Origin of the sequence: Paraburkholderia sp. JHI869, assembly GCF_038900775.1 — a bacterium.
Lineage (GTDB): Bacteria > Pseudomonadota > Gammaproteobacteria > Burkholderiales > Burkholderiaceae > Paraburkholderia.
The window spans coordinates 293,307-317,138 of the sequence record NZ_JAYMSC010000006.1; the positions used below are offsets into that span (position 1 = coordinate 293,307).

The window sequence follows — 23,832 nt, forward strand, 5'->3', positions numbered from 1 at the left end:
CTCACCAGGAATACACATGGCTCTTAATCGCTCAACCCCAAGCCGATTCGCCGCCGGACGCAGCCGCGACATCGTCTGCCTCGGCCGCCTGGGCGTCGATCTCTACGCGCAGCAAGTGGGCGCGCGGCTCGAAGACGTCTCCACCTTTGCGAAGTATCTGGGCGGCTCATCCGCGAACATCGCCTTCGGCTGCGCGCGCCTTGGCCTGAAGTCGGCCATGCTCACACGCGTGGGCGACGACCACATGGGGCGCTTTCTCGTCGAAACGCTCACGAAGGAAGGTTGCGACGCGAGCCATGTGCGCGTGGACCACGACCGTCTCACGGCGCTCGTGCTGCTGGGCCTGAAAGACCGCGACACGTTCCCGCTCATCTTCTACCGCGAGAACTGCGCCGACATGGCCGTCGATTCGAGCGACTTCGACGAAGCCTTCATCGCTTCATCGAAAGCGCTGCTCATCACCGGCACGCACTTCTCGACCGAACAGGTGAACCGCACGAGTCTCACCGCGCTCGACTACGCGCGTCGCAACAACGTGCGCACCGTGCTCGACATCGACTATCGGCCGGTGCTCTGGGGCCTCACGGGCAAGGCGGATGGCGAAACGCGTTTCGTCGCGAGCGAAGGCGTGAGCGCGCATTTGCAGGGCATCCTGCCGCATTTCGATCTCGTGATCGGCACCGAGGACGAGTTCCAGATTGCGGGCGGCAAGGAATCGCTCGTCGATGCGCTCAAGCGCGTGCGCGAAGTGACGAGCGCGACGCTGCTCGTCAAACGCGGGCCGCTCGGCTGCCAGATCGTGGAAGGTGCGGTGCCCGCTTCGATGGATGACTTGCCGATGCAGCGCGGCGTCGAAGTCGAAGTGCTCAACGTGCTCGGCGCTGGCGATGCTTTCGCCTCCGGCTTCCTCTCGGGTTGGCTGCGCGACGCTTCGCTCGAAGACTGCGCGCGCTCGGCCAACGCGTGCGGCGCCCTCGTCGTCTCGCGCCACGGCTGTGCGCCCGCCATGCCGACACCTGTGGAACTCGACTACTTCCTGCGGGAAGCCGCCGCCGACCCTGTGCGCATGCGCCGCCCCGACCGCGACGCGACGCTCGCGCGTTTGCATCGCGTGACACCCGCGCGCAAGCGGCACGACGAAGTGCTCGGTTTCGCGTTCGATCATCGCAACCAGTTCTTCGATCTCGCACAGCAGACCGGTGTCAGCGAAGCGCGCATTTCGTATTTGAAAAATCTCTTCGTCGAGGCTGTCGCGCAGACCGAGCGCACGCTCGGCCTCCAAGGACGCATCGGTGTCCTGATCGACGACCGCTACGGCCAGGACGCGCTCAACGCCGCAACTGGCCGCGGCTGGTGGATCGGCCGCCCGGTCGAGCTGCCGGGGTCCGTACCGCTCGTGTTCGACCACGGCCGCTCGATCGGCACGACACTTGAATCCTGGCCCATCGACCACACGGTGAAGTGCCTCGTGCAGTTCCATCCCGACGAGCCCATCGAACACCGTCTCGAACAGGAAGCGCAGTTGCGCGCGCTCTACGACGCCACTCAGGCGAGCGGCCACGAACTGCTGCTCGAAGTGATTCCGCCGAAGCTAAACGGCAAGCCGAATGCGCCCGATACGGTCTATCGCGCGCTCAAGCGGCTCTACAACATCGGCCTCTATCCGGAGTGGTGGAAGCTCGAACCGACGAGCGCCGCGCAATGGCGCGACATCGACGCGCTGATCGCCGAGCGCGACCCGTATTGCCGCGGCGTCGTGCTGCTCGGGCTCTCCGCGCCTATCGACCAGCTCGTGGAAGGCTTCCGCGCAGCAGCCGCCTCGAACACATGCCGGGGCTTCACGGTGGGCCGCTCGATCTTCTACGAGCCGAGTCTCGCCTGGCTCGCCGGCGAGATCGGCGACGACGAAGTGATCGCCCGCGCGCGCCGCGCCTTCGAAACGCTGATCGGCGCCTGGCGCGCCGCGCGCGCCGAAGCGCAAGGCACGCACGACAACCATCAGGAGAAAGCGGCATGAACCAACGTATCGCTCCTGGCGAATACGCCTCGCAGGAAAGCGCTCAAAACGCAGCGCATGCGAGCACCGTGCGGCTTACCGCGGCTCAGGCGCTCGTGCGCTATCTCGCCGCGCAGCGCGTGGCGAGCGAAGACGGCTCTGGCCGCACCGAGCCGCTGTTCGGCGGCGTGTTCGCGATCTTCGGTCACGGCAATGTGGCCGGCATCGGCGAGGCGCTCTATCAGTACCGGCACGAACTGCCCACACTGCGCGCGCACAACGAGCAGGCCATGGCACACAGCGCGATCGCCTATGCCAAGGCACACTTTCGCCGTCGCATGATGGCGGTCACGACCTCGATCGGGCCAGGCGCGACGAACCTCGTCACAGCGGCCGCGCTTGCGCATGTGAACCGCTTGCCCGTGCTGCTGTTGCCCGGCGACATCTTCGTTTCGCGCGAGCCCGACCCGGTGCTGCAACAGATCGAGGACCTGCACGACGGCGGCATCTCCGCGAACGACTCGCTGCGCCCCGTGTCGCGCTACTTCGACCGCATCGTGCATCCCGCGCAGTTGCTCACGGCGTTGCCGCGCGCGCTGCGCGTGCTCACCGACGCCGCGCTCTGCGGCCCGGTCACGCTCGCGCTGCCGCAGGACGTGCAGGCCATGGCGTGGGACTATCCGACGAACTTCTTCACCCCGCGCCTCGTGACGTTCCACGCGCCCGCGCCCATTCAGGCCGAGATCGACGCGGCGCTCACGCAGCTGCATCGTGCGAAGCGGCCGCTCATCGTGGCGGGCGGCGGCGTGCTCTATTCGCGCGCCTCGCAGGCCTTGCAGACGCTTGCGGCATCGCGCGGCATTCCCGTGGCCGAAACACAGGCGGGCAAAGGCTCGCTCGCGTGGGACGATCCGCTCAACGTGGGCGCGCTCGGCGTGACGGGTTCGCCCGCCGCCAACGAACTGGCGCGCGACGCCGACTGCGTGCTCGCCGTGGGCACGCGTTTGCAGGACTTCACGACCGGCTCGAACTCGCTCTTTGCGAACGCGCATGTGATCGGCGTGAACGCCAATGCCTTCGACGCGCTCAAGCACGACGGCCTCGCCGTGCAGGCCGACGCGCGCCAGGCGCTCGCCGCGCTCAACGACGAGCTGATCAACTGGCGCGCCGACGCGAACTGGACCGCCCACGCGCAGCGCCTCGCCAACGAGTGGCGCGCGAACATCGAGCGCCTCACGCATGCGCCGCAGGAACGCAACCGCCTGCCCTACGACGCCGATGTGATCGGCGCCGTGCAGCGCTCGTCGAACCGTTCGTACACCGAAGATATCGTCGTCTGCGCGGCCGGCACGCTGCCCGCCGAGTTGCACAAGCTCTGGCGCGCTGGCCAGCCCGGCGCATATCACGTCGAATACGGCTACTCGTGCATGGGCTACGAGATCGCGGGCGGTCTCGGCGCGAAGCTTGCGCGACCCGATCGCGAGGTCATCGTCATGGTGGGCGACGGCAGCTATCTGATGATGAACAGCGAGATCGCCACCTCGGTCATGCTGGGCGCGAAGCTCATCATCGTCGTGCTCGACAACCGCGGCTATGGTTGTATCAACCGGTTGCAGCAGGCTTGCGGCGGTGCGCCGTTCAACAACCTGTTCGACGACTGCGCGCAAGGACCGCTTGGCGCGCCGCGCATCGACTTCGCCTCGCACGCGCGCTCGCTCGGCGCGCAGGCCGAACACGTGGCGAACGTCGCGGAACTCGAAGCGGCGCTGCAACGCGCGCGCGCTTCGTCGCGCACTTACGTGGTCTGCATCGACACCGACCCCGCGCGCACGACCGAAGAAGGCGGCTGGTGGTGGGAAGTCGCGGTGCCCGAAGTGTCCACGCGCGAAGCAGTACGCGAGGCGCGCGAGCGCTATGAAGAGCATGTCGCGCAGCGCGGCGGACGCACGCAGGCGACCGACGGCACCACCGCCAGCGACGACGAACCCGGCAACGCATGACGCGTCAGACGACACAGACATCGAGGAGCGCACATGAGCGCATTTGAAGTACGTATCGGCATCAACCCGCTGTCGTGGATGAACGACGACCTGCCCTCGCTCGGCGGAGAGACGCCGCTTTCCCAGGCGCTGACCGAGGGCCGCGAGATCGGCTATGAGGGCTTTGAGTTAGGCAACAAGTTTCCGCGCGAGCCGCAGGCGCTCAAGACGCTCCTCGCGCAATACGATCTTTCGCTCGTCTCCGGCTGGTACTCGGGCATGCTCGCGCGGCGCAGCGTGGCGGAAGAGATTGCCGCTGTCGACAAGCATCTGGACCTGCTCGCGCAGAACGGCGCGACTGCGATGGTCTACGGCGAAGTCGCCGATTCGATCCAGGGCGCGCCGCGCCCGCTCTATCAGCGCCCGCGCTTTTTCAGCGACAAGCAGTGGGACGAATACGCGGCACGTGTGGACGCGTTCGCGCGGCATACGCTCTCGCGCGGCGTGCGGCTTGCGTACCACCATCACATGGGCGCTTACGTCGAAACGCCCGCCGACGTCGACAAGCTCATGGCGCGCACGAGCGACGCCGTGGGCCTGCTGTTCGACGCGGGCCACATGACGTTTGCGGGCGGCGATCCCGTTGTGGAACTCGACAAGCACATTGCGCGCGTGTGCCATGTGCATTGCAAGGACGTGCGCCCCGCCGTCATGAAGCTCGCGCGCAACCGCAACTGGAGCTTTCTCGACGCCGTGCTCGCAGGCGCGTTCACCGTGCCCGGCGACGGCGCCGTCGATTTCCCCGCGATCATCGCGCGGCTGAAGCGTCACGGCTATCGCGGATGGCTCGTCGTCGAAGCCGAGCAGGACCCTGTGATCGCTCCGTCCTACGAGTATGCGCAAAAGGGTTACCGTACACTGCGCACGCTCGTCGATGCGACGGATACCCAATCGAAGGAGGCAGCATGACTCTGCTGGTCAAGGCCGCGCGCGAAGGCCAGACGATCGCGCGCGTCACGCCCGACACCGCGGGCTGGCGCTATGTCGGCTTCGCCGCATATCGGCTCGAAGCGGATGAAGTGGTCTACGTATCCGAGCCCGATCGCGAGAGTTGCATCGTCGTGCTCTCGGGCGCGGTGGATATCGAGGCAGGCGGCGAACGCTGGTCGAGCCTCGGCTCGCGCGACAGCGTATTCGAAGACGCCGCGCCGTATGCGCTTTACGTGCCGCCCGGCGTGAAAGCGACCGTGCGCGCGACACGCAACGCCGAAGTGGGCGTGGCGAGCGCGCCCGCAACAGGCACGCTGCCCATCCGCCTCATCGAGCCCGCGCAGATGAAGCGCTCCACGCGCGGCAAGGGCGCGAATACGCGCTACGTGTGCGATATCCTCCCGCAAGACGCGCCCGCGGAATCGCTGCTCGTGGTCGAAGTGCGCACGCCATCGGGCCACTCGTCGAGCTACCCGCCGCACAAGCACGACGCCGACCGCTTGCCGCAGGAAAGCGCGCTCGAAGAAACCTACTATCACCGGCTCAATCCGCAGCAGGGTTTCGCGTTTCAACGCGTGTACACCGATGCGCGCGATCTGGACGAAACGATGGCCGTGGAAAATCACGACGTCGTGATGGTCCCGCGCGGCTATCACCCGGTCGTCGTGCCTTATGGCTATGACTCGTACTACCTGAACGTGATGGCAGGCCCCACGCGCGAATGGCACTTCCATAACGACCCGGCGCACGAATGGATCATCGAGCGCGACGCGAAGTGAAGTGAAGCGCCCCAAAAAAAACGCCGCGTGTCGAACCACGCGGCGTTTTTCGTTGTGAGCGTCAAGCCAGCCGGAATTTCCCCACCAGCCGCTTGAGCACCTTCGCCTGATCGTCGAGCGATTGCGCCGCAGCGGTCGCCTCTTCCACCAGCGCCGCATTCTGCTGCGTGCCGGCGTCCATTTGCGTGACCGCGCGGCTGATCTCCTCGATACCCGAGCGCTGCTCGCGCGAAGCCGCCGAAATCTCGCCGATGATGTCGTTCACGCGCCGCACGGCCTTCACGACTTCGTCCATCGTCGAGCCCGCGTCCTGCGCCAGCGTCGAGCCATTGGACACGCGCTCGACCGACGCGCCGATCAGCGCCTTGATTTCCTTCGCTGCCGCCGCGCTGCGCTGCGCGAGGCTGCGCACTTCCCCCGCCACCACGGCGAAGCCGCGCCCGTCTTCGCCTGCGCGCGCCGCTTCCACAGCGGCGTTGAGCGCGAGAATATTGGTCTGGAACGCAATGCCCTCGATCACGCCGATGATGTCGGCGATGCTCTTCGCGCTGTCGTTGATCTCCTGCATCGTCGCGACCACGCGCCCCACCACCGAGCCGCCCTTCTCCGCGATCGCCGAAGCGTTGCCCGCGAGCGTGCTGGCCTGCTCCGCGTTCTCGGCGTTCAAGCGCACGGTGGAAGTGAGCTGCTCCATGCTGCTCGCGGTGCGCTCTAGCGCCATGGCCTGTTCTTCGGTGCGACGCGAGAGATCGAGATTGCCGGTCGAGATTTCGCCCGAGGCGGAGGCGATTGCCTCGGCGCTCGCGGCGATTTCCGCCACCGTCGTCGAGAGGCCTTTTTGCATGTCGCGCAGCGCGCCCAGCATGCTTGCCGCGTCGCGTGCGTGAACCGTGACGGGCTGCGCAAGATCGCCAGCGGCGATACGGGCCGCGATGGCCTTGGCGTGCGCAGGTTCGCCGCCCAGTTGCCGCGCAATGCGGCGCACGACCCATTCGCTCACGAAGAACGCGAGCACGAACATGGCAACGGTCGCCACGGCCATCATCACGAACGACGACTGGAAGATGAACTCGGCCTTCGCGATCGTGGCCTTCGCAGCCGTGCCGCGCTGCGCGACGAGATCGTCCACCAGCGTCTCGAGCTTGCCGGTCTCCACGAGCAGCGAAACGTCCTGAGTGCCCACTTGCCAGCTCATCTGCGTCAGATCGAGCGGCTGCTGCTTCACGAGCGTGACGAACGCGCGCACATGACCGCTCCACGTCGTGGTGGCGTCCGAAAGCTTCTTTTGCAGCGCGAGCGCGTCGCCGCCCTGCTCCTGCGCGTATTGCTGCAACTGGCTCATGCCGCGCTCCAGCGCGCCGAGATCCTTGTCGATGTCCTGGCCCAGTTCGTCGCGCTCGCGCGCCGTGGTCGCGGTGAGCAGCATTTTCTGGGCGCGGCTTGCGCGCAGCACGTGGCCGCGTGCTTCCTCGGCGGCGCGGCTCGCGACGTAGCCCTGTTCGTAGATCGATTGCGTCGAGCCGTTGAGGCGGCTGATCTGCGCGAGCGAGACGGCGCCGATGGCGAGCGTGCCGATCAGCACCAGCGCGAAGGCGAGGCGCAGTGTGGCCTTCACGGAAAGCCGCGCACTGCGCGTCGCAGCGCCGGCGCTTCCTGTCTTGCGTTGCTGCGCGTTCGCCGCGCCGCCTGCCGGATCCTGCGGCACGAAGCCCGCGTGCCTGCCGCCTTGCGATACTGCTTTCATTTTGGTCTCCAGCGTTTCTGCTTGTTGTCCGGCCTAACGCCATCGTTCGTGATTTGCGTTACGCCTCAACTCCGGTCTACGGCACGCCGTCGCGCAATCTTTAACCCCGTCTTTGACCGCATTGCGCGCGGTGCGGCTCGTCTCCGGCCCCGTTTTGCACACCTCGTGGGCGTACATATCGCCGATTTATACATGGCCAAAATGAAACGCCAAAAATCCCGGATCAATTTCGAGTATGGGCTCCAGCCCCTTGCGGCATTGGGCCGCAGGGCAACGGCGCGCCGCACGCGTCCGATTCGCGACAAATCTTGTCCGTACAGTTCGAGCAAGACACATTACACTGCGCTCATAACTCTTATACATGTCCTTTCATGCCGTCGCCGCTGCCCGCCTGGAGTGGTGCCCGCTGAATACTCTCTGCTGCTACCGAAAACATGGAAACCAGTCTCAACAAGCGCGCCCTGCCGGGCGCCGCCGCGGGTTCGTCCGCGGCCGCCACGGGCGCGGTGCAACGCACCGTCTATTCGGTGCTCGGTGCGATCAGCTTTTCGCACCTGCTCAACGACATGATCCAGTCGCTGATCCTCGCCATCTACCCGATGCTCAAGGACAACTTCTCGCTGTCGTTCACGCAGATCGGTCTCATCACCCTCACCTACCAGATCACGGCGTCGATGCTCCAGCCGCTGGTGGGCGTCTATACCGACAAGCGGCCGCTGCCGTACTCGCTGCCGGTCGGCATGGGCTTCACGCTGTGCGGCCTGCTGCTGATGTCGGTCGCGCCGACCTTCGGCGTGCTGCTAGTGGCAGCGGCGCTGGTGGGCTGCGGCTCGTCGGTGTTTCATCCGGAGTCGTCGCGCGTGGCCCGCATGGCGTCCGGCGGCCGTCACGGTCTCGCGCAGTCGCTCTTCCAGGTGGGCGGCAACGCGGGCTCGTCGCTCGGGCCGCTGCTCGCTGCCGCGGTCATCATTCCGCACGGCCAGCGCAGCATCGCGTGGTTCTCGGCGGCGGCGCTCGTCGGTATGGTCGTGCTCACGCAGATCGGCCGCTGGTACAAGTCGCATCCCGCGATGAAGAAAAAGCGCGCAGAGACGCCGCACGTCGCGCTCTCGCGCCGCCGCGTGGCGACCGCCATCGGCATTCTCGTGCTGCTCGTGTTCTCGAAGTACTTCTACCTCGCGAGCATCAACAGCTACTTCACGTTCTATCTGATCGACCGTTTCCACCTCTCCGTGCAGGCCGCGCAGATCCACCTGTTCGTGTTCCTCGCCGCCGTGGCCGCTGGCACCATCATCGGCGGTCCGGTGGGTGACCGCATCGGCCGCAAGTACGTGATCTGGGGCTCGATTCTCGGCGTGGCGCCCTTCACGCTGCTCCTGCCCTACGCCAACCTGTTCTGGACCGGCGTGCTCACGGTAATCATCGGCGTGGTGCTGGCGTCGGCGTTCTCGGCCATCCTCGTGTATGCCCAGGAGCTGATTCCGGGCAAGGTGGGCATGGTCGCGGGCCTCTTCTTCGGCTTCGCGTTCGGCCTCGGCGGCATCGGCGCAGCCGTGCTCGGCCAGTTGGCGGACGCGACCAGCATCGGCTTCGTCTACAAAGTCTGCTCGTTCCTGCCGCTCATCGGCATCCTGACCGTGCTGCTGCCCGACGTGGAAGGCAAGCGCGCGAAAAAGACCGCGTAAGCGCGCGTCGTCACGCAGCAAAACGGCCGGACGCCCCTCGGGGCTCCGGCCGTTGTTCTTTGTGCGCCTGCACACGCTTTGCCTCGCCGCGACTTCGTACTAGGCTTGTTGTTGGCCGCCGCCCGTCAGCCCCTTCGGCCCGGCGAAAGCGGCGCTTTCGAGACGCCCGCGCGCGAGGTTCGCCATGCAACTGTCCACGGTAGAGATCGAAAAGCCCGAAGCCACCAACTTCATCCTTGGCCAAACCCACTTCATCAAATCCGTCGAAGATCTGCACGAGGCGCTCTACGGCACCGTGCCGGGCATCCAGTTCGGCATCGCGTTCTGCGAGGCGTCGGGCAAGCGGCTCGTGCGGCGCTCGGGCACGCAGGACGCGCTCATCGAGATGGCTACGCGAAACGCGCTGCGCATCGCAGCGGGTCACTGCTTCATCGTCTTTCTCGGCGACGGCTTTTTCCCGATCAACGTGCTCAACACGATCAAGGCCGTGCCCGAGGTCTGCCGCATCTTCTGCGCCACCGCGAATCCCACTCAGGTGCTGATCGCCGAGACCGATCAAGGGCGCGGCATCGTCGGCGTGGTGGACGGCATGCCGCCGCTCGGCGTCGAGGCCGAGGACGACGTGCGCTGGCGCAAGGACCTGTTGCGCGCCATCGGCTACAAGGCCTGAGCGCCCATGGCGACGCTGCGCGCGGCGATCGAGCAGCAGACGGCGCACGCGCTCGCGTGCGGCGCGCTCCACCCCATCGAGACGGCGCATACCTTCATCGACGATGGCGGCATGCGTTTCTACGTGCGCGTAGCCGGAAATCTCGCCCGCAAGGAGGCGGCGCGGCTCACGCCTCAGACTTCAGTTGCATCCACGGCGCAGCCGCCGCGCGATCCGTTCCTGCCTTACGAGCCCGATCTCTTCGTTGCCGATCTCTCGGCCACGCACGTTGCGCTGCTCAACAAGTTCAATGTGATCGACCAGCATCTGCTGATCGTGACGCGGCGCTATGAGCCTCAGGAAGCGCTGCTCGATGTGGCGGATTTCGCAGCGCTAATCGAGGCGCTGCACCAGATCGATGGTCTCGGGTTCTACAACGGCGGTGCGGCTGCGGGCGCGAGCCAGCCGCATAAACATTTGCAGATGGTGCCGCTGCCGCTCTCGGGCGACGGGCCACACGCGGCGCCGCTCGAAGCACTGCTCGGCGACGCGCAGACGGTCCATGGGGCGCGACCGATTGCGATCGTGCCGGGGCTCGCGTTTCGCCATGCGTTCGCGCGCCTGGCACTCGGCCCCGACACGGGTACGGCGGACAGCGCCGCGCAGGTTGCACTCGATTGCTATCGCGCGCTGCTGGACGCCGCGGGCGTACCCGCTATCGATGTGGCTGGCGTCGCGCATCAGGGCGCGCCGTACAACCTGCTCGTCACGCGCCGGTGGATGCTCGTGGTGCCGCGTTTAGCGGAGTGTGTCGAAGGCATCTCGGTGAACTCGCTCGGCTTCGCCGGCTCGTTTTTCGTGCGCAACGCAGCGCAGTTGCAGACGCTCGCGCAACTCGGTCCGATGACGGCGCTCGAACGCGTCAGCGTGGCGCGCTGACGCGCCGTTTAGCCGACAACGAGCGGCTCGAGCGCCGCGCGCAACGCATCGGGCAATGCGCTCACGGGACGCCGCGTCGCGCGATCGACGTAGACGTGCACGAAATGCCCCTGCGCCGCGGGCGTGTCCTCGCCTTCGCGAAAGAGTCCGACCTCGTAGCGCACGCTCGACGAACCGAGGCGCGCCACGCGCAACCCCGCCTCCACGCGCTCCGGAAACACGAGCGGCGCGAAGTAGTTGCACTGCGTTTCGACGACGAGCCCGATCGTCGTGCCGTGCTCGATGTCGAGCGCGCCCGCGCGTATCAGATACTCGTTCACCACAGTGTCGAAGTAACTGTAGTAGACGACGTTGTTCACGTGGCCGTAGACATCGTTGTCCATCCAGCGCGTGCCGATCGGCAGGAAATGGCGATACCCGGAGCGGGCGACGGTGACGGGTCGGTTCATCGAAGAGATCCAGGGCAAGCGTGGCGCAAGGGTGTTGATCGTGGCGCGGCCATCACTGGCCCGGACGCTCGACGAATTCGAACGGCAGGCCGCGCCGGCGCATCCATTCGCCGAGCGCCTGGCCCGTGCCCGCGCGCCACGGCCGCAGCTTCGCGGGCTCGACGAGGCGGTATTCGAGCAGCTCCGGCGAGAGCGCGATCGTGCCCGACGCCTTCACGTGATACGCGATGATGAGCTCGTTCTTGCGGATGAACTCGTATACGCCGACCAGCTCCACGCTCTCGGCGCGCAGCGAAGTCTCTTCCTGCACTTCGCGCGCGATGCCCTCCTCCGGCGTCTCGCCATTTTCGAGAAAGCCCGTGATGAGCGCGAACATGCCTTCGGGCCAGGCGGCGTTGCGGGCGAGCAGAATGCGGCCCTCGTACTCGACGATGGCCGCCACGACGGGCAGCGGGTTGTTCCAGTGGACGTAACCGCAGGAGAGGTCCGGGCAGGCGAGACGCACGCGGGCGCCTTCGTGGGCGGGATCGGCGCGCTCGGTCAGGCGCGTGGCGCAGCGCGGGCAAAACTGGTAGTCGCTCATGGGGGAAAAGGCACGGGTCGATGGCGCTGAAAGCCAGCCGCGCGGCCCGGCGGGCACGCTCGCGGCTTGCGCGAAAGCGACCATTCTAGTGTGCTATCGAAATCGGCGTGCGGCCTCGCCGTAACGGCTAGCGCGCCGCCTCGCGCGTCAGCCAGACTCGCCATACGAGCCCAATCGCGCCGGCTACGAGCACGCCCGCTGCAAGCCACAGCGAAGGCGAGAACGAGCCCGTCGACGCCGCGAGCGGCGCGGCAACGAGCGGCCCCGCGATCTGTCCGATGCCATAGGCGGCCGTCGCATAGCCCATCAACGCGGCGGCATGCTCGCCGCGCAGAAGACGCGCCTCGCGCATTGCGAAGAGCGTGATCGCCGTGAACGGCAGTCCGATCAGCACGCTGCCGAACGAAAAGCCCGCGGCGTTGGGCCAGACGATGCCAAGCGCAATGCCGGCCGCCTGCACCACGTAGGCGCCCGCCAGCATCAGGCGGTTGTCCCAATGCAGCGGGAAGCGCGCCGCCAGTAGCGCGCCGGCGATCAGCGCCGCGCCGAGCATCGGCCAGAACAGGTCGGGCCAGGCCGACCCTGGCAGCGCGTGGCGCGCGATCACGGGCAGGAACGTCGCCGTGATGATGTAGCCGAAGCCCGGCACGCCGTAGAGCAGCACGAGCCAGAAGGCGTCCGTGCGGCGGCCTTCGCGCGCCTCCTGTGCGACGTTCGCCGTAGCGCTCGCTGCGGGACGCGGTGCCAGCGCACGCATGTCCTCGCCGAACGTCGACCAGACGGCGAAGGCGAGTAGCGCGCTAATCACGCCGAACCCGATCCACCCCGTGCGCGCACCGAGACCGCCTGCCGCGCTTACGAACAACCCGGTCGCGATGATGCCCACGCCGGGCCCGGTATAGATCACCCCGCCCCACTCGTTCGCGCCGAGCTGCGCGAGCCGCCGCAGGCCCCACTGCGACGCGAATACAAAGGTCCAGGCGCTCACCGCTCCGGCCGCGAAGCGCACCACGGCCCAGATCCAGAATTGCTGGGTGAGGCCCATTGCGAGCGTGAGGAGCACCGTGGCCACGAGGCCCGCGCGCACGATCCTCGCAGGCGCCATGCGCAGCGCGACGCAACTGATCGCGCCAACAAAGTAACCCGCGTAGTTCAGCGAGGCGAGCCAGCCGCCGTGACGCAGGTCGAGCGCGCCGCCGTGCAGCATCAGCGGCAAGAGCGGCGTAAAGGCGAAGCGGCCGACACCCAGCGCGACGGCGAGCGTCACCATGCAGGCCAACGCCGCGCGGCGCCCGGCGCGCGGGCGTGGCTCGGAAACGGGGACGGCAGCGGGGACGTAATCGTTCATGAGTTCAGTGGCTTCGGTGGATTAAGCGACTGCATACCATCCTAGGCGATTCTTTCGTTCACGAAAAATGAATTATCATGAATCGAAGCATTCCGAGGAGAGAACTATGGACCTCGCCGAACTGGCGATTTTCCGGGCCGTCGTGCGGGAAAACGGCGTGACGCGGGCCGCCGCCAAGCTCAACCGCGTGCAGTCGAACGTGACCACGCGCATCAAGCAGCTAGAAGATCAGCTCGGCACGCCGCTCTTCACGCGCGAGGGCCGCCGCCTCATTCTCACGCCCGCGGGCGAAACGCTGCTGCCCTATGCCGAACGTCTGCTCGCGCTCGCCGACGAAGCGCGCCATGCGCTGAAGGCCGGGCGTCCGGCTGGGCGCCTGCGGCTGGGCACCATGGAGAGCGCTGCGGCAAGCCGTCTGCCCGGCCTGCTCGCGCACTATCACCAGACGTGGCCCGAGGTCACGCTCGAACTGGAAACGGGCACGACCGGCACGCTGATCGAGCGTCTGCGCGAATACGAAATCGACACCGCGCTCATCGCCACACCGCTCGACGGCCTGCCAGAGCCGGAGGTGTTCGAGTACGTGCCGGTGTATCGCGAGGAGCTCGTGATGCTCACGCCGCGCGGCCACCGTCCAATCCGCCAGCCCGGCGACATCGCGCTTTCCACGCTCGTCGCGTTCGAGCGAGGCTGCGCGTATCGCGCCTATGTCGAGCGCTGGTATCTGGAGCACGGCATCCGGCCTTCGCGCGTGCTGGAGCTGGGCTCGTATCACGCGATCGTCGCCTGCGTGGCGGCGGGCGCGGGCGTGGCCGTCGCGCCGCGCTCGGTGCTCGAACTGCAACGCAGCGCGGACGAGGTCACGATGCACTCCCTTGGCAAGCTCGGTCAGATAGACACGCTGCTCGCCTGGCGGCGTGGCCACTTTTCGCCCGCGCTCGGCGCGTTGAAGGACGCGCTGATGGAGCATGCGCAACGCACAGGCAGCGCGGCGTTGCCTTCCACCAGCGAAGCCGCAGCGGCACCCGCTGGCCTTCAGGCCGTATAAGCGCGCGGGAAACAAAAAGGGCTGCCCTCACGGACAGCCCTTCTTCGTCGCAAAGCGGCAATCAAGCCGCGGCGCGTCGTTTTACAGCTTCGCTTCGACCCAGCTCTTCACGCCTGCGAGCGCGGCCGGCAGGTTGCCCGGCTCGGTGCCGCCCGCCTGCGCCATGTCGGGACGGCCACCGCCCTTGCCGCCCACCTGCTGGGCGACGAAGTTCACGAGTTCGCCAGCCTTGACCTTCTTGCTTGCCTCGGCGGTCACGCCTGCGATCAGGCTGACCTTGCCGCCTTCGACCGCCGCCAGCACGATCGCCGCACTCTTGAGCTTGTCCTTGAGCTTGTCCACGGTCTCGCGCAGCGTCTTCGAATCGGCGCCATCGAGCGTAGCGGCGAGCACGTGCACGCCGTTCACTTCAATGGCCTGGCCCACGAGCTCGTCGCCCTGGCTCGAAGCCAGCTTCGACTTGAGCGCTCCCAGTTCCTTTTCCAGCGACTTGACCTGATCCTGCACCTGCGCGATACGCTGCGTGAGCTCGGCAGGCTGCGCCTTCAGCGCTGCGGCTGCCGCATTGATGTTCGCGTCGAGGTCCTGCACGAAGCGCACGGCGTTGTCGCCCGTGATCGCTTCCACGCGGCGGATGCCAGCGGCGACGCCGCCTTCCATCACGATCTTGAAGAAGCCGATGTCGCCGCTGCGCGTGACGTGCGTGCCGCCGCACAGCTCGCGCGAGAAGCCTAGGTCGAGCACGCGCACTTCGTCGCCGTACTTTTCACCGAACAGCGCCATCGCGCCGCCCTTCACCGCGTCGTCGTAGGACATCACGCGCACGATGCCGGGCGCGTTCGCGAGCACTTCCGCGTTGACGATCTGCTCGACGCGGCGAATTTCGTCGTCCGTCATCGGCGCGTTGTGCGCAAAGTCGAAGCGGGTTTTATCCGCGTCGACGAGCGAGCCCTTCTGCTGCACGTGCGAGCCGAGCACTTCGCGCAGCGCCTTGTGCATCAAGTGCGTGGCCGAGTGGTTGCGCGCGGTGCGGGCGCGGCGGATGGCGTCGATTTCCGCCTTCACGATGTCGCCGACCTTGAGCGTGCCTTGTTCGAGCGTGCCGTGATGGCCGGAAACGTCCGACTGGACCTTGAGCGTGTCGGCGACGGCGAAACGGATGCTTGCGTTCGAGATCACGCCCTGATCGCCCACCTGGCCGCCCGATTCCGCGTAGAACGGCGTCTGGTCGAGCACGACGACGGCGTCCTGGCCGACCTTCACTTCATTGACCGAAGTGCCATCGACGTACAGCGCGACGACCTTCGCGTCGTCGAATACGATTTCTTCGTAGCCGTGGAACGTGGTCTTCGCGCCCGAGTATTCGAGGCCCTGCGTCGCCTTGAACTTGCCTGCCGCGCGCGCCTGCTCGCGCTGACGCGCCATGGCTTCGTCGAACGCCGGTTCGTCCACCGTCACGTTGCGCTCGCGGCAAACGTCGGCCGTGAGGTCGAGCGGGAAGCCGTACGTGTCGTGCAGCTTGAACGCGAGTTCGCCCGAGAGCGTTTTGCGGCCCTTGGCTTCGAGGTCCGCGAGTTCGGCTTCGAGAATCGACATGCCGTGCTCGATGGTCTCGAAGAAGCGCTCTTCTTCCTGGCGCAGCACGTCGGTCACGCGCTGCTGCGCTTCGGCGAGTTCCGGATACGCGGCGCCCATTTCCGCGACGAGATCCGCCACCAGCTTGTGGAAGAACGCGCCCTTCTTGCCGAGCTTGTAGCCGTGGCGAATCGCACGGCGCACGATACGGCGCAGAACATAGCCGCGGCCTTCGTTGCCGGGAATCACGCCGTCGACGATCAGGAACGAGCACGCGCGGATGTGGTCGGCGATGACCTTCAGCGAGTTGTTCTCGAGATCGCTAATGCCGGTTTCGCGCGCTGCGGCCTTGATCAGGTTCTGGAACAGGTCGATTTCGTAGTTGCTATGCACATGCTGGAGCACGGCAGCCAGGCGCTCGAGACCCATGCCCGTATCGACGCACTGCTTGGGCAGCGGCGTCATGTTGCCCTGGGCGTCGCGGTTGAACTGCATGAACACGAGATTCCAGATCTCGATGAAGCGGTCGCCGTCTTCCTCAGGCGACCCCGGCGGGCCGCCCCAGATTTCCGGGCCGTGGTCGTAGAACACTTCCGAGCACGGGCCGCAGGGGCCGGTGTCGGCCATCTGCCAGAAGTTGTCCGATGCGTAGCGCGCGCCCTTGTTGTCGCCGATACGGATGATGCGCTCCACCGGCACGCCGATTTCCTTCGCCCAGATGTCGAAGGCTTCGTCGTCTTCCTTGTAGACGGTGACCGTGAGCTTTTCCGCCGGCAGCGCGTAGACCTTGGTCAGCAACTCCCAGCAGTAATGGATCGCGTCGCGCTTGAAGTAGTCGCCGAACGAGAAGTTGCCGAGCATCTCGAAGAACGTGTGGTGACGCGCCGTGTAGCCGACGTTCTCGAGGTCGTTGTGCTTGCCGCCTGCGCGCACGCTGCGCTGCGCGGTCGTGGCGCGCGTGTACGGGCGCTTGTCGGTGCCGAGGAACACGTCCTTGAACTGCACCATGCCCGAGTTGGTGAAAAGCAGTGTCGGGTCGTTGCCCGGGACAAGGCTCGACGAGCGCACGATCGTGTGGCCCTTCGATTCGAAGAACTTGAGGAATTTCTCGCGGATATCGGCGGCTTTCATGGGCGTCCGGTGCTGAATCTTTGTCGTGGTCGGGGCGCCGGCTAGTGGCGAAAACCCCGATGCTGAATCGAACGATTATACGGGATCGTCGCGCGCTCGCGGCGGCGCGTCCGGCGTGGTTTGCATGGGCGCGACATGCTGCGCGGCGACGCGTTGGGCCGAGCCACATTGTTCCGCAGTGCGGAACCTTGTACCGAAAATTGACGCATATCGAGCCTTTTCGCTTACTATGGGCGGCATCGGCCGGCGCACTCTATGCGCGCGTGGCCCGCCTTAGAACGACATTGGAAGACACAGCATGGGCGCTCTCAGCCATATCCGCGTACTCGATCTCACCCGCGTCCTCGCCGGACCGTGGTGCGCACAGACTCTCGCCGACTTTGGCGCCGACGTGATCAAGGTGGAACGCCCGGGCGCCGGCGACGACACGCGCCACTGGGGCCCTCCGTACCTGAAGACGCCCGACGGCGCGGACACCGCCGAGGCCGCCTACTACCTGGCCGCGAACCGCAACAAGCGCTCGGTGACGGTGGACATCGCCACGCCCGAGGGGCAGCGCATCGTGCGCGAGTTGGCTGCGCAAAGCGATGTCGTGCTGGAGAACTACAAGGCGGGCCAGCTGAAGAAGTACGGGCTTGACTACGAATCGCTGCGCGAAGTGAAGCCGGACCTCATCTACTGCTCGGTCACCGGCTTCGGCCAGACGGGGCCTTATGCCTCGCGCGCGGGCTATGACTTCATCGTGCAGGGCATGGGCGGCTTCATGAGCATCACCGGCGAGCGCGACGCGTTGCCGGGCGGCGGCCCGCAAAAGGCGGGCGTCGCGATCGCAGACCTCATGACCGGCATGTATTCGACCATTGCCGTGCTCACGGCGCTCGCGCACCGCGACCGCACGGGCGTCGGCCAGTACATCGACATGGCGCTGCTCGACGTACAGGTTGCCATGCTCGCGAACATGAACTCGAACTACCTGGCGAGCGGCAATCCGCCCGCGCGCTGGGGCAACGCGCACCCCAACATCGTGCCCTATCAGGCGTTCCAGACGAGCGACAGCTGGATCATCCTCGCAGTGGGCAACGACGGGCAGTTCCGCAAGTTCGTCGAGGTGGCGGGCCAACCGGAACTTGCCGACGACGAGCGCTTCGCGACCAATCCGGCGCGCGTGCGCCATCGCGAAACGCTCGTACCGATCGTCGCTGGGCTGATCCGCGCACGTGCGAAAGCCGACTGGATCGGCGCGCTCGAAGCCGCGGGCGTGCCGTGCGGGCCGATCAACAACCTCGCGGAAGTGTTCGAGAACGAGCAGGTGATCGCGCGCGGGCTGCAGGTCGATGTGCCCCACCCCTCCGGTGGCACGGCGCGGCTTGTGGGCAACCCCATCCGCATGAGCGAGACGCCGCCGCGCGTGGCGAGCCATCCTCCCACGCTCGGCGAGCATACCGATGCGGTGCTGCGCGAAGTGCTTGGCTACGGCGAGGAGCAAGTGGCGGCGTTGCGGGGCAAGGGCGTGGTGTAACGCGCGGGCGGCCGCTCAGCCGCCCTCGCTCCCCATCGACATCAGCCATTCGAGCCCCTGCGGCCAGTCATCGAGCCCGCTTTCCGCATTGATGTGCCCGCGCGCGCCGATGTCGATCCAGCGGCTGCCCCACGCCTGCGCGCAGCGCCTGGAAAACGCCACGCCGCCATAGGGATCGTCGCTGCTGGCGACCACGACGCTCGAAAACGGCAGCGCCGCCAGCGGAACCGGATCGAAGCCCAGCGCGTCGCGCGGAAATTCGGGACCGTGCGGATCGGGCAGCGCCACCATCAGCGCGCCGGCGACCTTCGTGCGCGTTGCGGCGCTCGCATGGCGCGCGGCCCAGTGCGCCACGGTCAGGCAGCCAAGGCTGTGAGCAGCGAGGCGCACGCCAGCAGGCGCGCGTTGCACGGCGGCCTCTAGCGTCGCGCACCACGCGTCGCAGTCCGGGTGCATCCAGTCGGGCATCTGCACCCGCTCAAAGCCCGCGTGCGCGGCTTCCCAGCGCGTCTGCCAGTGCCCCGGCCCCGAATCCATGTAGCCCGGCAGCACCAGCACCCGCGTTTCGCTCTTCGTCACGTTTTCCCCTCGCTTGTTGTGGTCCGCGCGACGATCCGGCACCGGGACTGGCACGGCGGGTCGCGTCAGGTAGAATGGAAGACACCATCGGGTGCCCAGTTACGCGCTTTGATCCTTTTGACGGGCGCCCTCGAACGACTTCCCTTTTCGCATGAATACCGAACGTAAAGACGCCGACCGCACGGACGCGCCTGCGGCATCCAATTTCATCCGCAACATCATCGACGACGACAACCAGTCGGGCAAGTGGGCGCAGCGCGTCGAAACGCGCTTCCCGCCGGAGCCGAATGGCTATCTGCACATCGGCCACGCGAAGAGCATCTGCCTGAACTTCGGCGTGGCGAAGCGCTACGGCGGCGTGTGCCACCTGCGCTTCGACGACACGAACCCGGAAAAGGAAAGCGTCGAGTACGTCAACTCGATCATCGACGCCGTGACGTGGCTCGGCTTCGAGTGGGAGAAGGCCGATCACGAGTACCTCTTCTACGCGAGCGACTACTACGACAAGCTCTACGAGTTCGCCGAACTGCTGATCCAGCGCGGCAAGGCCTATGTGGACAGCCAGTCGCCGGAAGAGATGCGCGCGAACCGCGGCTCGGCCACCGAAGCCGGCAAGAACTCGCCGTTCCGCGATCGCTCCGTCGACGAAAACCTCGACCTGTTCCGTCGCATGAAGGCGGGCGAGTTCGAGGAAGGCGCGCACGTGCTGCGCGCGAAGATCGATATGGCGTCGCCGAACTTCAACATGCGCGATCCGGTCATCTACCGCATCCGCTTTGCGCATCACTACCGCACCGGCGACAAATGGTGCGTGTATCCGATGTACGACTACACGCACTGCATCTCGGACGCGCTCGAAAACATCACGCACTCGCTGTGTACGCTCGAGTTCGAAGACCATCGCCCGCTGTACGACTGGGTGCTCAATGAACTCGCCGATGCAGGCGTGTTCACGCGCCCGCTGCCGCAGCAAATCGAGTTTTCGCGCCTGAACCTCACCTACGCAATCACGAGCAAGCGCAAGCTGCTGCAACTCGTGACCGAAGGCCACGTGGAAGGCTGGGACGACCCGCGCATGCCGACCATTGTCGGCGTGCGCCGCCGCGGCTTCACGCCCGAAGCGATCCAGCTCTTCTGCGAGCGCATCGGCGTGACCAAGGTGGATTCGTGGATCGACATGAGCGTGTTCGAAGGCGCGCTGCGCGACGATCTCGACGACAAGGCGCCGCGCGCGACCGCCGTGCTCGATCCGCTCAAGCTTGTGATCGACAACTATCCTGAAGGCCAGTCCGAGCCGTGCAGCGCGCCGGTGCATCCGCATCATCCCGAGCGCGGCAATCGCGCATTCGCGTTTTCGCGGGAACTGTGGATCGAGCGCGAAGATTTCCAGGAAACGCCGCCGAAGGGCTACTTCCGTCTGTTCCCGGGCAACAAGGTGCGACTGAAGTACGGCTTCGTTGTCGAATGCACGGGCGCGGAGAAGGACGCCGAAGGCAATATCGTTGCAGTGCATTGCAACTACTTCCCCGACAGCAAATCGGGCACCGAAGGCGCGAGCAACTACAAGGTCAAGGGCACGATCCACTGGGTCAGCGCCGACAACGCGGTGCCGGCGGAAGTACGCCTCTACGACCGCCTGTTCCGCGAAGAGCAGCCCGACGCGGGCGGCCGCGACTTCCTCGAAGCGCTCAATCCGGATTCGAAGCGCGTGGTGCAAGCGTATCTCGAACCGGGCGCGCGAAACGCAGCGCCGGAAGACCGCTATCAATTCGAGCGCCATGGCTACTTCGTCGCCGACCGCTACGATTCGAAGCCGGGTGCGCCGGTGTTCAACCGCATCGTCGGTTTGCGCGACAGTTGGGGCAAGTAAGAGACTCACTGCGCGACTGCCAGCAAGTAAAAAGCCCGCACGGATTCGTGCGGGCTTTTTTATTCTGCCGTGTGGCGAGATCGCCTTAAAGTCTGCGGTGCAATTCCGCGAGCGAGAGCGTCGTGTTAAAAAGCCGCGAAAGACTGCGGCTCGCGTAGCGATCCACTTCGCCTGACACGGTCCAGCGCCAGGCGTCCATCTCCGGAATCATCACGCCGTCTTCGCGGCGCGGAAACAGCGACACGCACACGCAACGCGAGAGGTCGAGTTCATCGGCGCTCGCGCGCGCGGCAAAGAGATGCAGATCCTTGTCGCGCCGGTACGCATAGCGGCCAAGATCGACGAGCCGCGAGGCCGCGACTTCGATGCCGGTCTCCTCGACCATCTCACGGCGTGCGCTCTGCGATTCGGTCTCGCCGGGCTCGCCCTGCCCCTTCGGAATGTCCCAGTGATTCGTGCCGGTTGCGTGCGCGAGCAGCACGCGGCCTTCAGGATCGAGCAGCACAATGCCGCACGAAACGATCTTGCCGTTCACCGCGTGCTCAGTGCTGCTTCTGGAACTTCCATGCGCCTTCGCCCACGCGGCAGAAGTGCGGACGCAGCGTCATCGACTGGCCCTTCGCGGTGATGACGACTTCCGTGTCGCGGCACGTCTTGTCGCCTTCCTTTTGCGTATTCGACGGCGTGATGGTCGAGTTGATGCGCGTGCTATTGCGCGAGCCTTCGTTTGACCAGTTCGCGGTCTCGCCATCGGCTTTGTGCTCGACGGCATCGCGCACGGCGTTCTGCAGCGAGTTGTAGTCTGCCTGGTTCATGAACGACATGGGCGTGTTGTTCAGAAAACCGAGATTGGCGGCATGCGCGCTGCCCACGCCAATCGTGATAAAGAGCGCCGCGCCCAGGGCGCTCAGCGTGTGCAGGGTTCGGGGCATTCTGGACATTGTCTGTTCTCCTCGACGGGCTCAACGAATCGGCGAAAAGCATAACACGCGCCCTTTTTTCGGCTCGCGCAGCGAGGCCGCGCACGCGCCGGCGGCCGGTTCCTTTTCGGATTGATCTGATGGTGAGGCCGATAGCCGATCACTACGATGGGTCGGTCGCCCACTTACAGTCCATCAGGAATATCTGACATGACCTACACCATCGCACTAAGGGTCTTTGCAGTCCTGCTGGCCCTCATCTGCATCGGCTTGATGTCCTTCGTCGCGCACTACGCGCACGCGCCGCAGCCGGAGGCGCCCGGCCCGAACTTCGTCGTCCGTCTCGAGCGCGCGCCGGGCTGGCCGGACGCCACGGTGCGAATCGGCACGGTCGCCTTGCTCGTGTCCTTCCTCGTGCTCACCGGCGCCTGCCTGCTGATCGCGGGCGTTTGACACCGCGCGCCAAGCACACGCTCCACACACGCTCAGTGCGCGCCCGGCTGCCAGCCGTCGGTGAGCGTGTCGAGAAACGCGATCACATCCTTGATTTCGGCGTTGCTGAACACCGGCTCGTCGCCCGGCTTGCGATCGAACGGCGGGTCCGTGTTGAGATTCACCCAGTAGCGGCGCGGCAGATCGTCGAACTTCTGCACCCTGCCCTTCACCACCGGATAGAACTCCTCCGGATTCGTATCGCGCCGCGCGTAGAAACGCAGCACGTCGTCCAGCGAGTGATAAATGCCGTTGTGGAAGAACGACTTCTTGAGCGCGACGTTGCGCAGCGTCGGCGTGCGGAAGAGCCCGCAAAACTCCGCACGGTGGCCGAGGTCCGTGCGCTCCGGGCCGCATGCGCCGAGATCGAAAAACTGCCGGTCGCGGTTCACGGCAAGCGCGCGATTGCGCGGTACGCCCACGGCGATCAGACCGAAGTCGCTGAACTGCGGAGGCGAGCCGTCCTTTGCGCGCTGGCTGATATGGCAGCTCGCGCAATTGCCCTTCTTCTCGTCGTTAAAGAGTTGCAGACCGCGCAGTTCGGCGGCGCTGAGCGTGGCCTTGCCGGCCAGGTACGCGTCGTACTTGCTCGTGTACGGATAGAACACCTCGGGCGACTGCTCGAACGTCTCCAGTGACTTCAGCACGGCCTTGAATGTCGCGTCGTCGTCAGCCAGGACGCTCGCGCCGAATGCCTCGCGAAACGCCTGGGCGTAGGGCGCCGCGCGCACCGCTTCGGCCACCTTCCTGGGCGAGCTCGCCATCTCCAATGTCGAAAGCAACGGGATGCGCGCCTGGTCCGAGCCTCGATTGACACGGCCGTCCCACGTGAGCCCGCCGGTCGGCCCGGCATCGACGCTTTCGTCGCCTTCGTCGTCGGAGTCGTGGTAGTGCTCGGTAAACGCCGGCACCGACTGCAGATACTTGAGCGTCGGCACGGCGCGCATGCCCTGGCGTCGCATGTCCGTGCCGCCGATCTGCACGTCGAGCGCGTTGGTCGGTGTGAACGCGTGGTCGGGGCTGTGGCACGACGCGCACGCCATCTTGCCCGAGCCTGAGAGCGACGGGTCGAAGAACATCTGCTTGCCAAGCATCGTCATGCGGCGCACCTGCGCGTAGACCTCGGCACGCGTCTGCCCGCCTTGCACGGGCGCGGCGATCTTCATCAGCTTTACGCCCTGCGCGGCGCGCGCGTTCGCGTTGGCGTCTTGCGCCCGCGAGGCGCTGCCGGATATGCCAGTCGTGGCAGCGGCATTGGCGGCGCCCGGCGTGCTGCCGTCGCATGCCGTCAGCAGCAACGACAGCGACGCCGCGATCACAAGCAGCCCCGCCTGGCGGCGCGCGCCACCCTGCGATCGTGCCCGCGCCTCACCTTCTGTTCGCGCCGAACGACGCGCCAATCTACGCAACATGCCTGGTCCCCGAAGCTTGAGCGCGGCGCGCGCGTGGCGGCGCGCCGCTGCAGTGCGAATGCCGATGCGCTCACCTGCGCACCGAAGTCGCGAAAGCGTATGTCAGGGATGTGACGCTCAAATGACACACAGTAAGACGAATGTC

The 23,832-nt window shown here is 66.2% G+C and carries 20 protein-coding genes; 11 read left to right on the forward strand and 9 right to left on the reverse strand.

What is annotated here, in order from left to right; all coding sequences use genetic code 11:
- Positions 1-16: 16 nt before the first annotated feature.
- Genes iolC through iolB form a run of 4 tightly spaced genes read left to right on the forward strand, consistent with a single transcriptional unit; the run spans position 17 to position 5,744 of the window.
- The gene (gene iolC / locus VSR72_RS14120; protein WP_342952941.1) at positions 17-2,017 is read left to right on the forward strand and encodes a 5-dehydro-2-deoxygluconokinase; all 2,001 of its coding nucleotides are present in this window, start codon (positions 17-19) and stop codon (positions 2,015-2,017) included.
- Positions 2,014-3,996, forward strand: coding sequence for a 3D-(3,5/4)-trihydroxycyclohexane-1,2-dione acylhydrolase (decyclizing) (iolD, locus tag VSR72_RS14125; RefSeq protein ID WP_342952942.1), 1,983 nt, complete (start codon positions 2,014-2,016; stop codon positions 3,994-3,996). Before iolC ends, iolD begins: the two co-directional genes overlap by 4 nt.
- Before the next feature lie 33 nt (positions 3,997-4,029).
- A complete protein-coding gene (iolE, locus tag VSR72_RS14130) occupies positions 4,030-4,944 on the forward strand; it encodes a myo-inosose-2 dehydratase (RefSeq protein ID WP_342952943.1) in 915 nt (304 codons plus the stop codon).
- Positions 4,941-5,744 carry a 5-deoxy-glucuronate isomerase gene (gene iolB / locus VSR72_RS14135; RefSeq protein WP_342952944.1) on the forward strand — a complete coding sequence of 268 codons (804 nt, stop codon included), beginning with the start codon at positions 4,941-4,943 and terminating at the stop codon, positions 5,742-5,744. Before iolE ends, iolB begins: the two co-directional genes overlap by 4 nt.
- A gap of 61 nt (positions 5,745-5,805) precedes the next feature.
- Here the strand turns inward: iolB and VSR72_RS14140 are convergent, their stop codons facing one another.
- On the reverse strand, positions 5,806-7,488 hold the full coding sequence (locus tag VSR72_RS14140; RefSeq protein WP_342952945.1) for a methyl-accepting chemotaxis protein: 1,683 nt from the start codon (positions 7,486-7,488) through the stop codon (positions 5,806-5,808).
- 434 nt (positions 7,489-7,922) lie between these two features.
- Between VSR72_RS14140 and VSR72_RS14145 the strand changes: the two genes are divergently transcribed.
- The 3 genes from VSR72_RS14145 (at position 7,923) to VSR72_RS14155 (ending at position 10,761) form a co-directional block, all read left to right on the forward strand.
- A complete protein-coding gene (locus VSR72_RS14145; RefSeq protein ID WP_342952946.1) occupies positions 7,923-9,173 on the forward strand; it encodes an MFS transporter in 1,251 nt (416 codons plus the stop codon).
- Between the two features lie 184 nt (positions 9,174-9,357).
- Entirely contained in the window at positions 9,358-9,843 is a 486-nt protein-coding gene (locus tag VSR72_RS14150) for an adenosine-specific kinase (protein WP_342952947.1), read from the forward strand.
- 6 nt (positions 9,844-9,849) lie between these two features.
- Complete coding sequence (locus tag VSR72_RS14155) at positions 9,850-10,761, forward strand: DUF4922 domain-containing protein (RefSeq protein ID WP_342952948.1); 912 nt, start codon at positions 9,850-9,852, stop codon at positions 10,759-10,761.
- Positions 10,762-10,769: 8 nt separating this feature from the next.
- Here VSR72_RS14155 and VSR72_RS14160 read toward each other — a convergent pair whose 3' ends face one another.
- The 3 genes from VSR72_RS14160 to VSR72_RS14170 form a co-directional block, all read right to left on the reverse strand.
- Complete coding sequence (locus VSR72_RS14160) at positions 10,770-11,210, reverse strand: thioesterase family protein (RefSeq protein WP_342952949.1); 441 nt, start codon at positions 11,208-11,210, stop codon at positions 10,770-10,772.
- 52 nt (positions 11,211-11,262) lie between these two features.
- Positions 11,263-11,793, reverse strand: coding sequence for an NUDIX domain-containing protein (locus tag VSR72_RS14165; RefSeq protein WP_342952981.1), 531 nt, complete (start codon positions 11,791-11,793; stop codon positions 11,263-11,265).
- Between the two features lie 127 nt (positions 11,794-11,920).
- Positions 11,921-13,141, reverse strand: a complete 1,221-nt coding sequence (locus tag VSR72_RS14170; RefSeq protein ID WP_342952950.1) for a YbfB/YjiJ family MFS transporter — start codon at positions 13,139-13,141, stop codon at positions 11,921-11,923.
- 106 nt (positions 13,142-13,247) lie between these two features.
- Here VSR72_RS14170 and VSR72_RS14175 point away from each other — a divergent pair, with 106 nt between their 5' ends.
- The gene (locus VSR72_RS14175; protein WP_342952951.1) at positions 13,248-14,189 is read left to right on the forward strand and encodes a LysR substrate-binding domain-containing protein; all 942 of its coding nucleotides are present in this window, start codon (positions 13,248-13,250) and stop codon (positions 14,187-14,189) included.
- 81 nt (positions 14,190-14,270) lie between these two features.
- Here VSR72_RS14175 and alaS read toward each other — a convergent pair whose 3' ends face one another.
- Complete coding sequence (alaS, locus tag VSR72_RS14180) at positions 14,271-16,895, reverse strand: alanine--tRNA ligase (protein ID WP_342952952.1); 2,625 nt, start codon at positions 16,893-16,895, stop codon at positions 14,271-14,273.
- Positions 16,896-17,193: 298 nt separating this feature from the next.
- Here alaS and VSR72_RS14185 point away from each other — a divergent pair, with 298 nt between their 5' ends.
- Positions 17,194-18,414 (forward strand): CaiB/BaiF CoA-transferase family protein, encoded by a 1,221-nt coding sequence (locus VSR72_RS14185; RefSeq protein ID WP_342952953.1) that lies wholly within the window; start codon positions 17,194-17,196, stop codon positions 18,412-18,414.
- Positions 18,415-18,429: 15 nt separating this feature from the next.
- Here VSR72_RS14185 and VSR72_RS14190 read toward each other — a convergent pair whose 3' ends face one another.
- Positions 18,430-18,993 carry an alpha/beta hydrolase gene (locus VSR72_RS14190; RefSeq protein WP_342952954.1) on the reverse strand — a complete coding sequence of 188 codons (564 nt, stop codon included), beginning with the start codon at positions 18,991-18,993 and terminating at the stop codon, positions 18,430-18,432.
- Positions 18,994-19,144: 151 nt separating this feature from the next.
- Here VSR72_RS14190 and VSR72_RS14195 point away from each other — a divergent pair, with 151 nt between their 5' ends.
- The gene (locus VSR72_RS14195; RefSeq protein WP_342952955.1) at positions 19,145-20,863 is read left to right on the forward strand and encodes a glutamine--tRNA ligase/YqeY domain fusion protein; all 1,719 of its coding nucleotides are present in this window, start codon (positions 19,145-19,147) and stop codon (positions 20,861-20,863) included.
- Positions 20,864-20,948: 85 nt separating this feature from the next.
- On the opposite strand, the gene VSR72_RS14200 is transcribed toward VSR72_RS14195, so the two are convergent.
- Together VSR72_RS14200 and VSR72_RS14205 are read right to left on the reverse strand one after the other, a co-directional pair.
- Positions 20,949-21,398: an NUDIX hydrolase gene (locus VSR72_RS14200; protein WP_342952956.1), complete on the reverse strand. Its 450-nt coding sequence runs from the start codon at positions 21,396-21,398 to the stop codon at positions 20,949-20,951.
- 7 nt (positions 21,399-21,405) lie between these two features.
- Positions 21,406-21,804 (reverse strand): RT0821/Lpp0805 family surface protein, encoded by a 399-nt coding sequence (locus VSR72_RS14205; RefSeq protein ID WP_342952957.1) that lies wholly within the window; start codon positions 21,802-21,804, stop codon positions 21,406-21,408.
- Between the two features lie 189 nt (positions 21,805-21,993).
- On the opposite strand from VSR72_RS14205, the gene VSR72_RS14210 reads away from it, so the two are divergent.
- Positions 21,994-22,236, forward strand: coding sequence for a hypothetical protein (locus VSR72_RS14210; RefSeq protein ID WP_342952958.1), 243 nt, complete (start codon positions 21,994-21,996; stop codon positions 22,234-22,236).
- Positions 22,237-22,268: 32 nt separating this feature from the next.
- Here VSR72_RS14210 and VSR72_RS14215 read toward each other — a convergent pair whose 3' ends face one another.
- Positions 22,269-23,687, reverse strand: a complete 1,419-nt coding sequence (locus VSR72_RS14215; protein WP_342952959.1) for a cytochrome c peroxidase — start codon at positions 23,685-23,687, stop codon at positions 22,269-22,271.
- Between the last annotated feature and the right edge of the window lie 145 nt (positions 23,688-23,832).

Excerpts from the sequence above, each read along its gene's own strand:
- VSR72_RS14150 (WP_342952947.1), top strand. The coding sequence starts at position 9,358 with ATGCAACTGTCCACGGTAGAGATCGAAAAGCCCGAAGCCACCAACTTC.
- VSR72_RS14215 (WP_342952959.1), bottom strand. The coding sequence starts at position 23,687 with ATGTTGCGTAGATTGGCGCGTCGTTCGGCGCGAACAGAAGGTGAGGCG.
- VSR72_RS14195 (WP_342952955.1), top strand. The coding sequence starts at position 19,145 with ATGAATACCGAACGTAAAGACGCCGACCGCACGGACGCGCCTGCGGCA.
- VSR72_RS14185 (WP_342952953.1), top strand. The coding sequence starts at position 17,194 with ATGGGCGCTCTCAGCCATATCCGCGTACTCGATCTCACCCGCGTCCTC.
- VSR72_RS14210 (WP_342952958.1), top strand. The coding sequence starts at position 21,994 with ATGACCTACACCATCGCACTAAGGGTCTTTGCAGTCCTGCTGGCCCTC.
- iolE (WP_342952943.1), top strand. The coding sequence starts at position 4,030 with ATGAGCGCATTTGAAGTACGTATCGGCATCAACCCGCTGTCGTGGATG.
- VSR72_RS14170 (WP_342952950.1), bottom strand. The coding sequence starts at position 13,141 with ATGAACGATTACGTCCCCGCTGCCGTCCCCGTTTCCGAGCCACGCCCG.
- VSR72_RS14155 (WP_342952948.1), top strand. The coding sequence starts at position 9,850 with ATGGCGACGCTGCGCGCGGCGATCGAGCAGCAGACGGCGCACGCGCTC.
- iolD (WP_342952942.1), top strand. The coding sequence starts at position 2,014 with ATGAACCAACGTATCGCTCCTGGCGAATACGCCTCGCAGGAAAGCGCT.
- VSR72_RS14145 (WP_342952946.1), top strand. The coding sequence starts at position 7,923 with ATGGAAACCAGTCTCAACAAGCGCGCCCTGCCGGGCGCCGCCGCGGGT.
- VSR72_RS14205 (WP_342952957.1), bottom strand. The coding sequence starts at position 21,804 with ATGTCCAGAATGCCCCGAACCCTGCACACGCTGAGCGCCCTGGGCGCG.
- iolC (WP_342952941.1), top strand. The coding sequence starts at position 17 with ATGGCTCTTAATCGCTCAACCCCAAGCCGATTCGCCGCCGGACGCAGC.
- VSR72_RS14175 (WP_342952951.1), top strand. The coding sequence starts at position 13,248 with ATGGACCTCGCCGAACTGGCGATTTTCCGGGCCGTCGTGCGGGAAAAC.
- iolB (WP_342952944.1), top strand. The coding sequence starts at position 4,941 with ATGACTCTGCTGGTCAAGGCCGCGCGCGAAGGCCAGACGATCGCGCGC.
- VSR72_RS14165 (WP_342952981.1), bottom strand. The coding sequence starts at position 11,793 with ATGAGCGACTACCAGTTTTGCCCGCGCTGCGCCACGCGCCTGACCGAG.
- VSR72_RS14160 (WP_342952949.1), bottom strand. The coding sequence starts at position 11,210 with ATGAACCGACCCGTCACCGTCGCCCGCTCCGGGTATCGCCATTTCCTG.
- VSR72_RS14140 (WP_342952945.1), bottom strand. The coding sequence starts at position 7,488 with ATGAAAGCAGTATCGCAAGGCGGCAGGCACGCGGGCTTCGTGCCGCAG.
- alaS (WP_342952952.1), bottom strand. The coding sequence starts at position 16,895 with ATGAAAGCCGCCGATATCCGCGAGAAATTCCTCAAGTTCTTCGAATCG.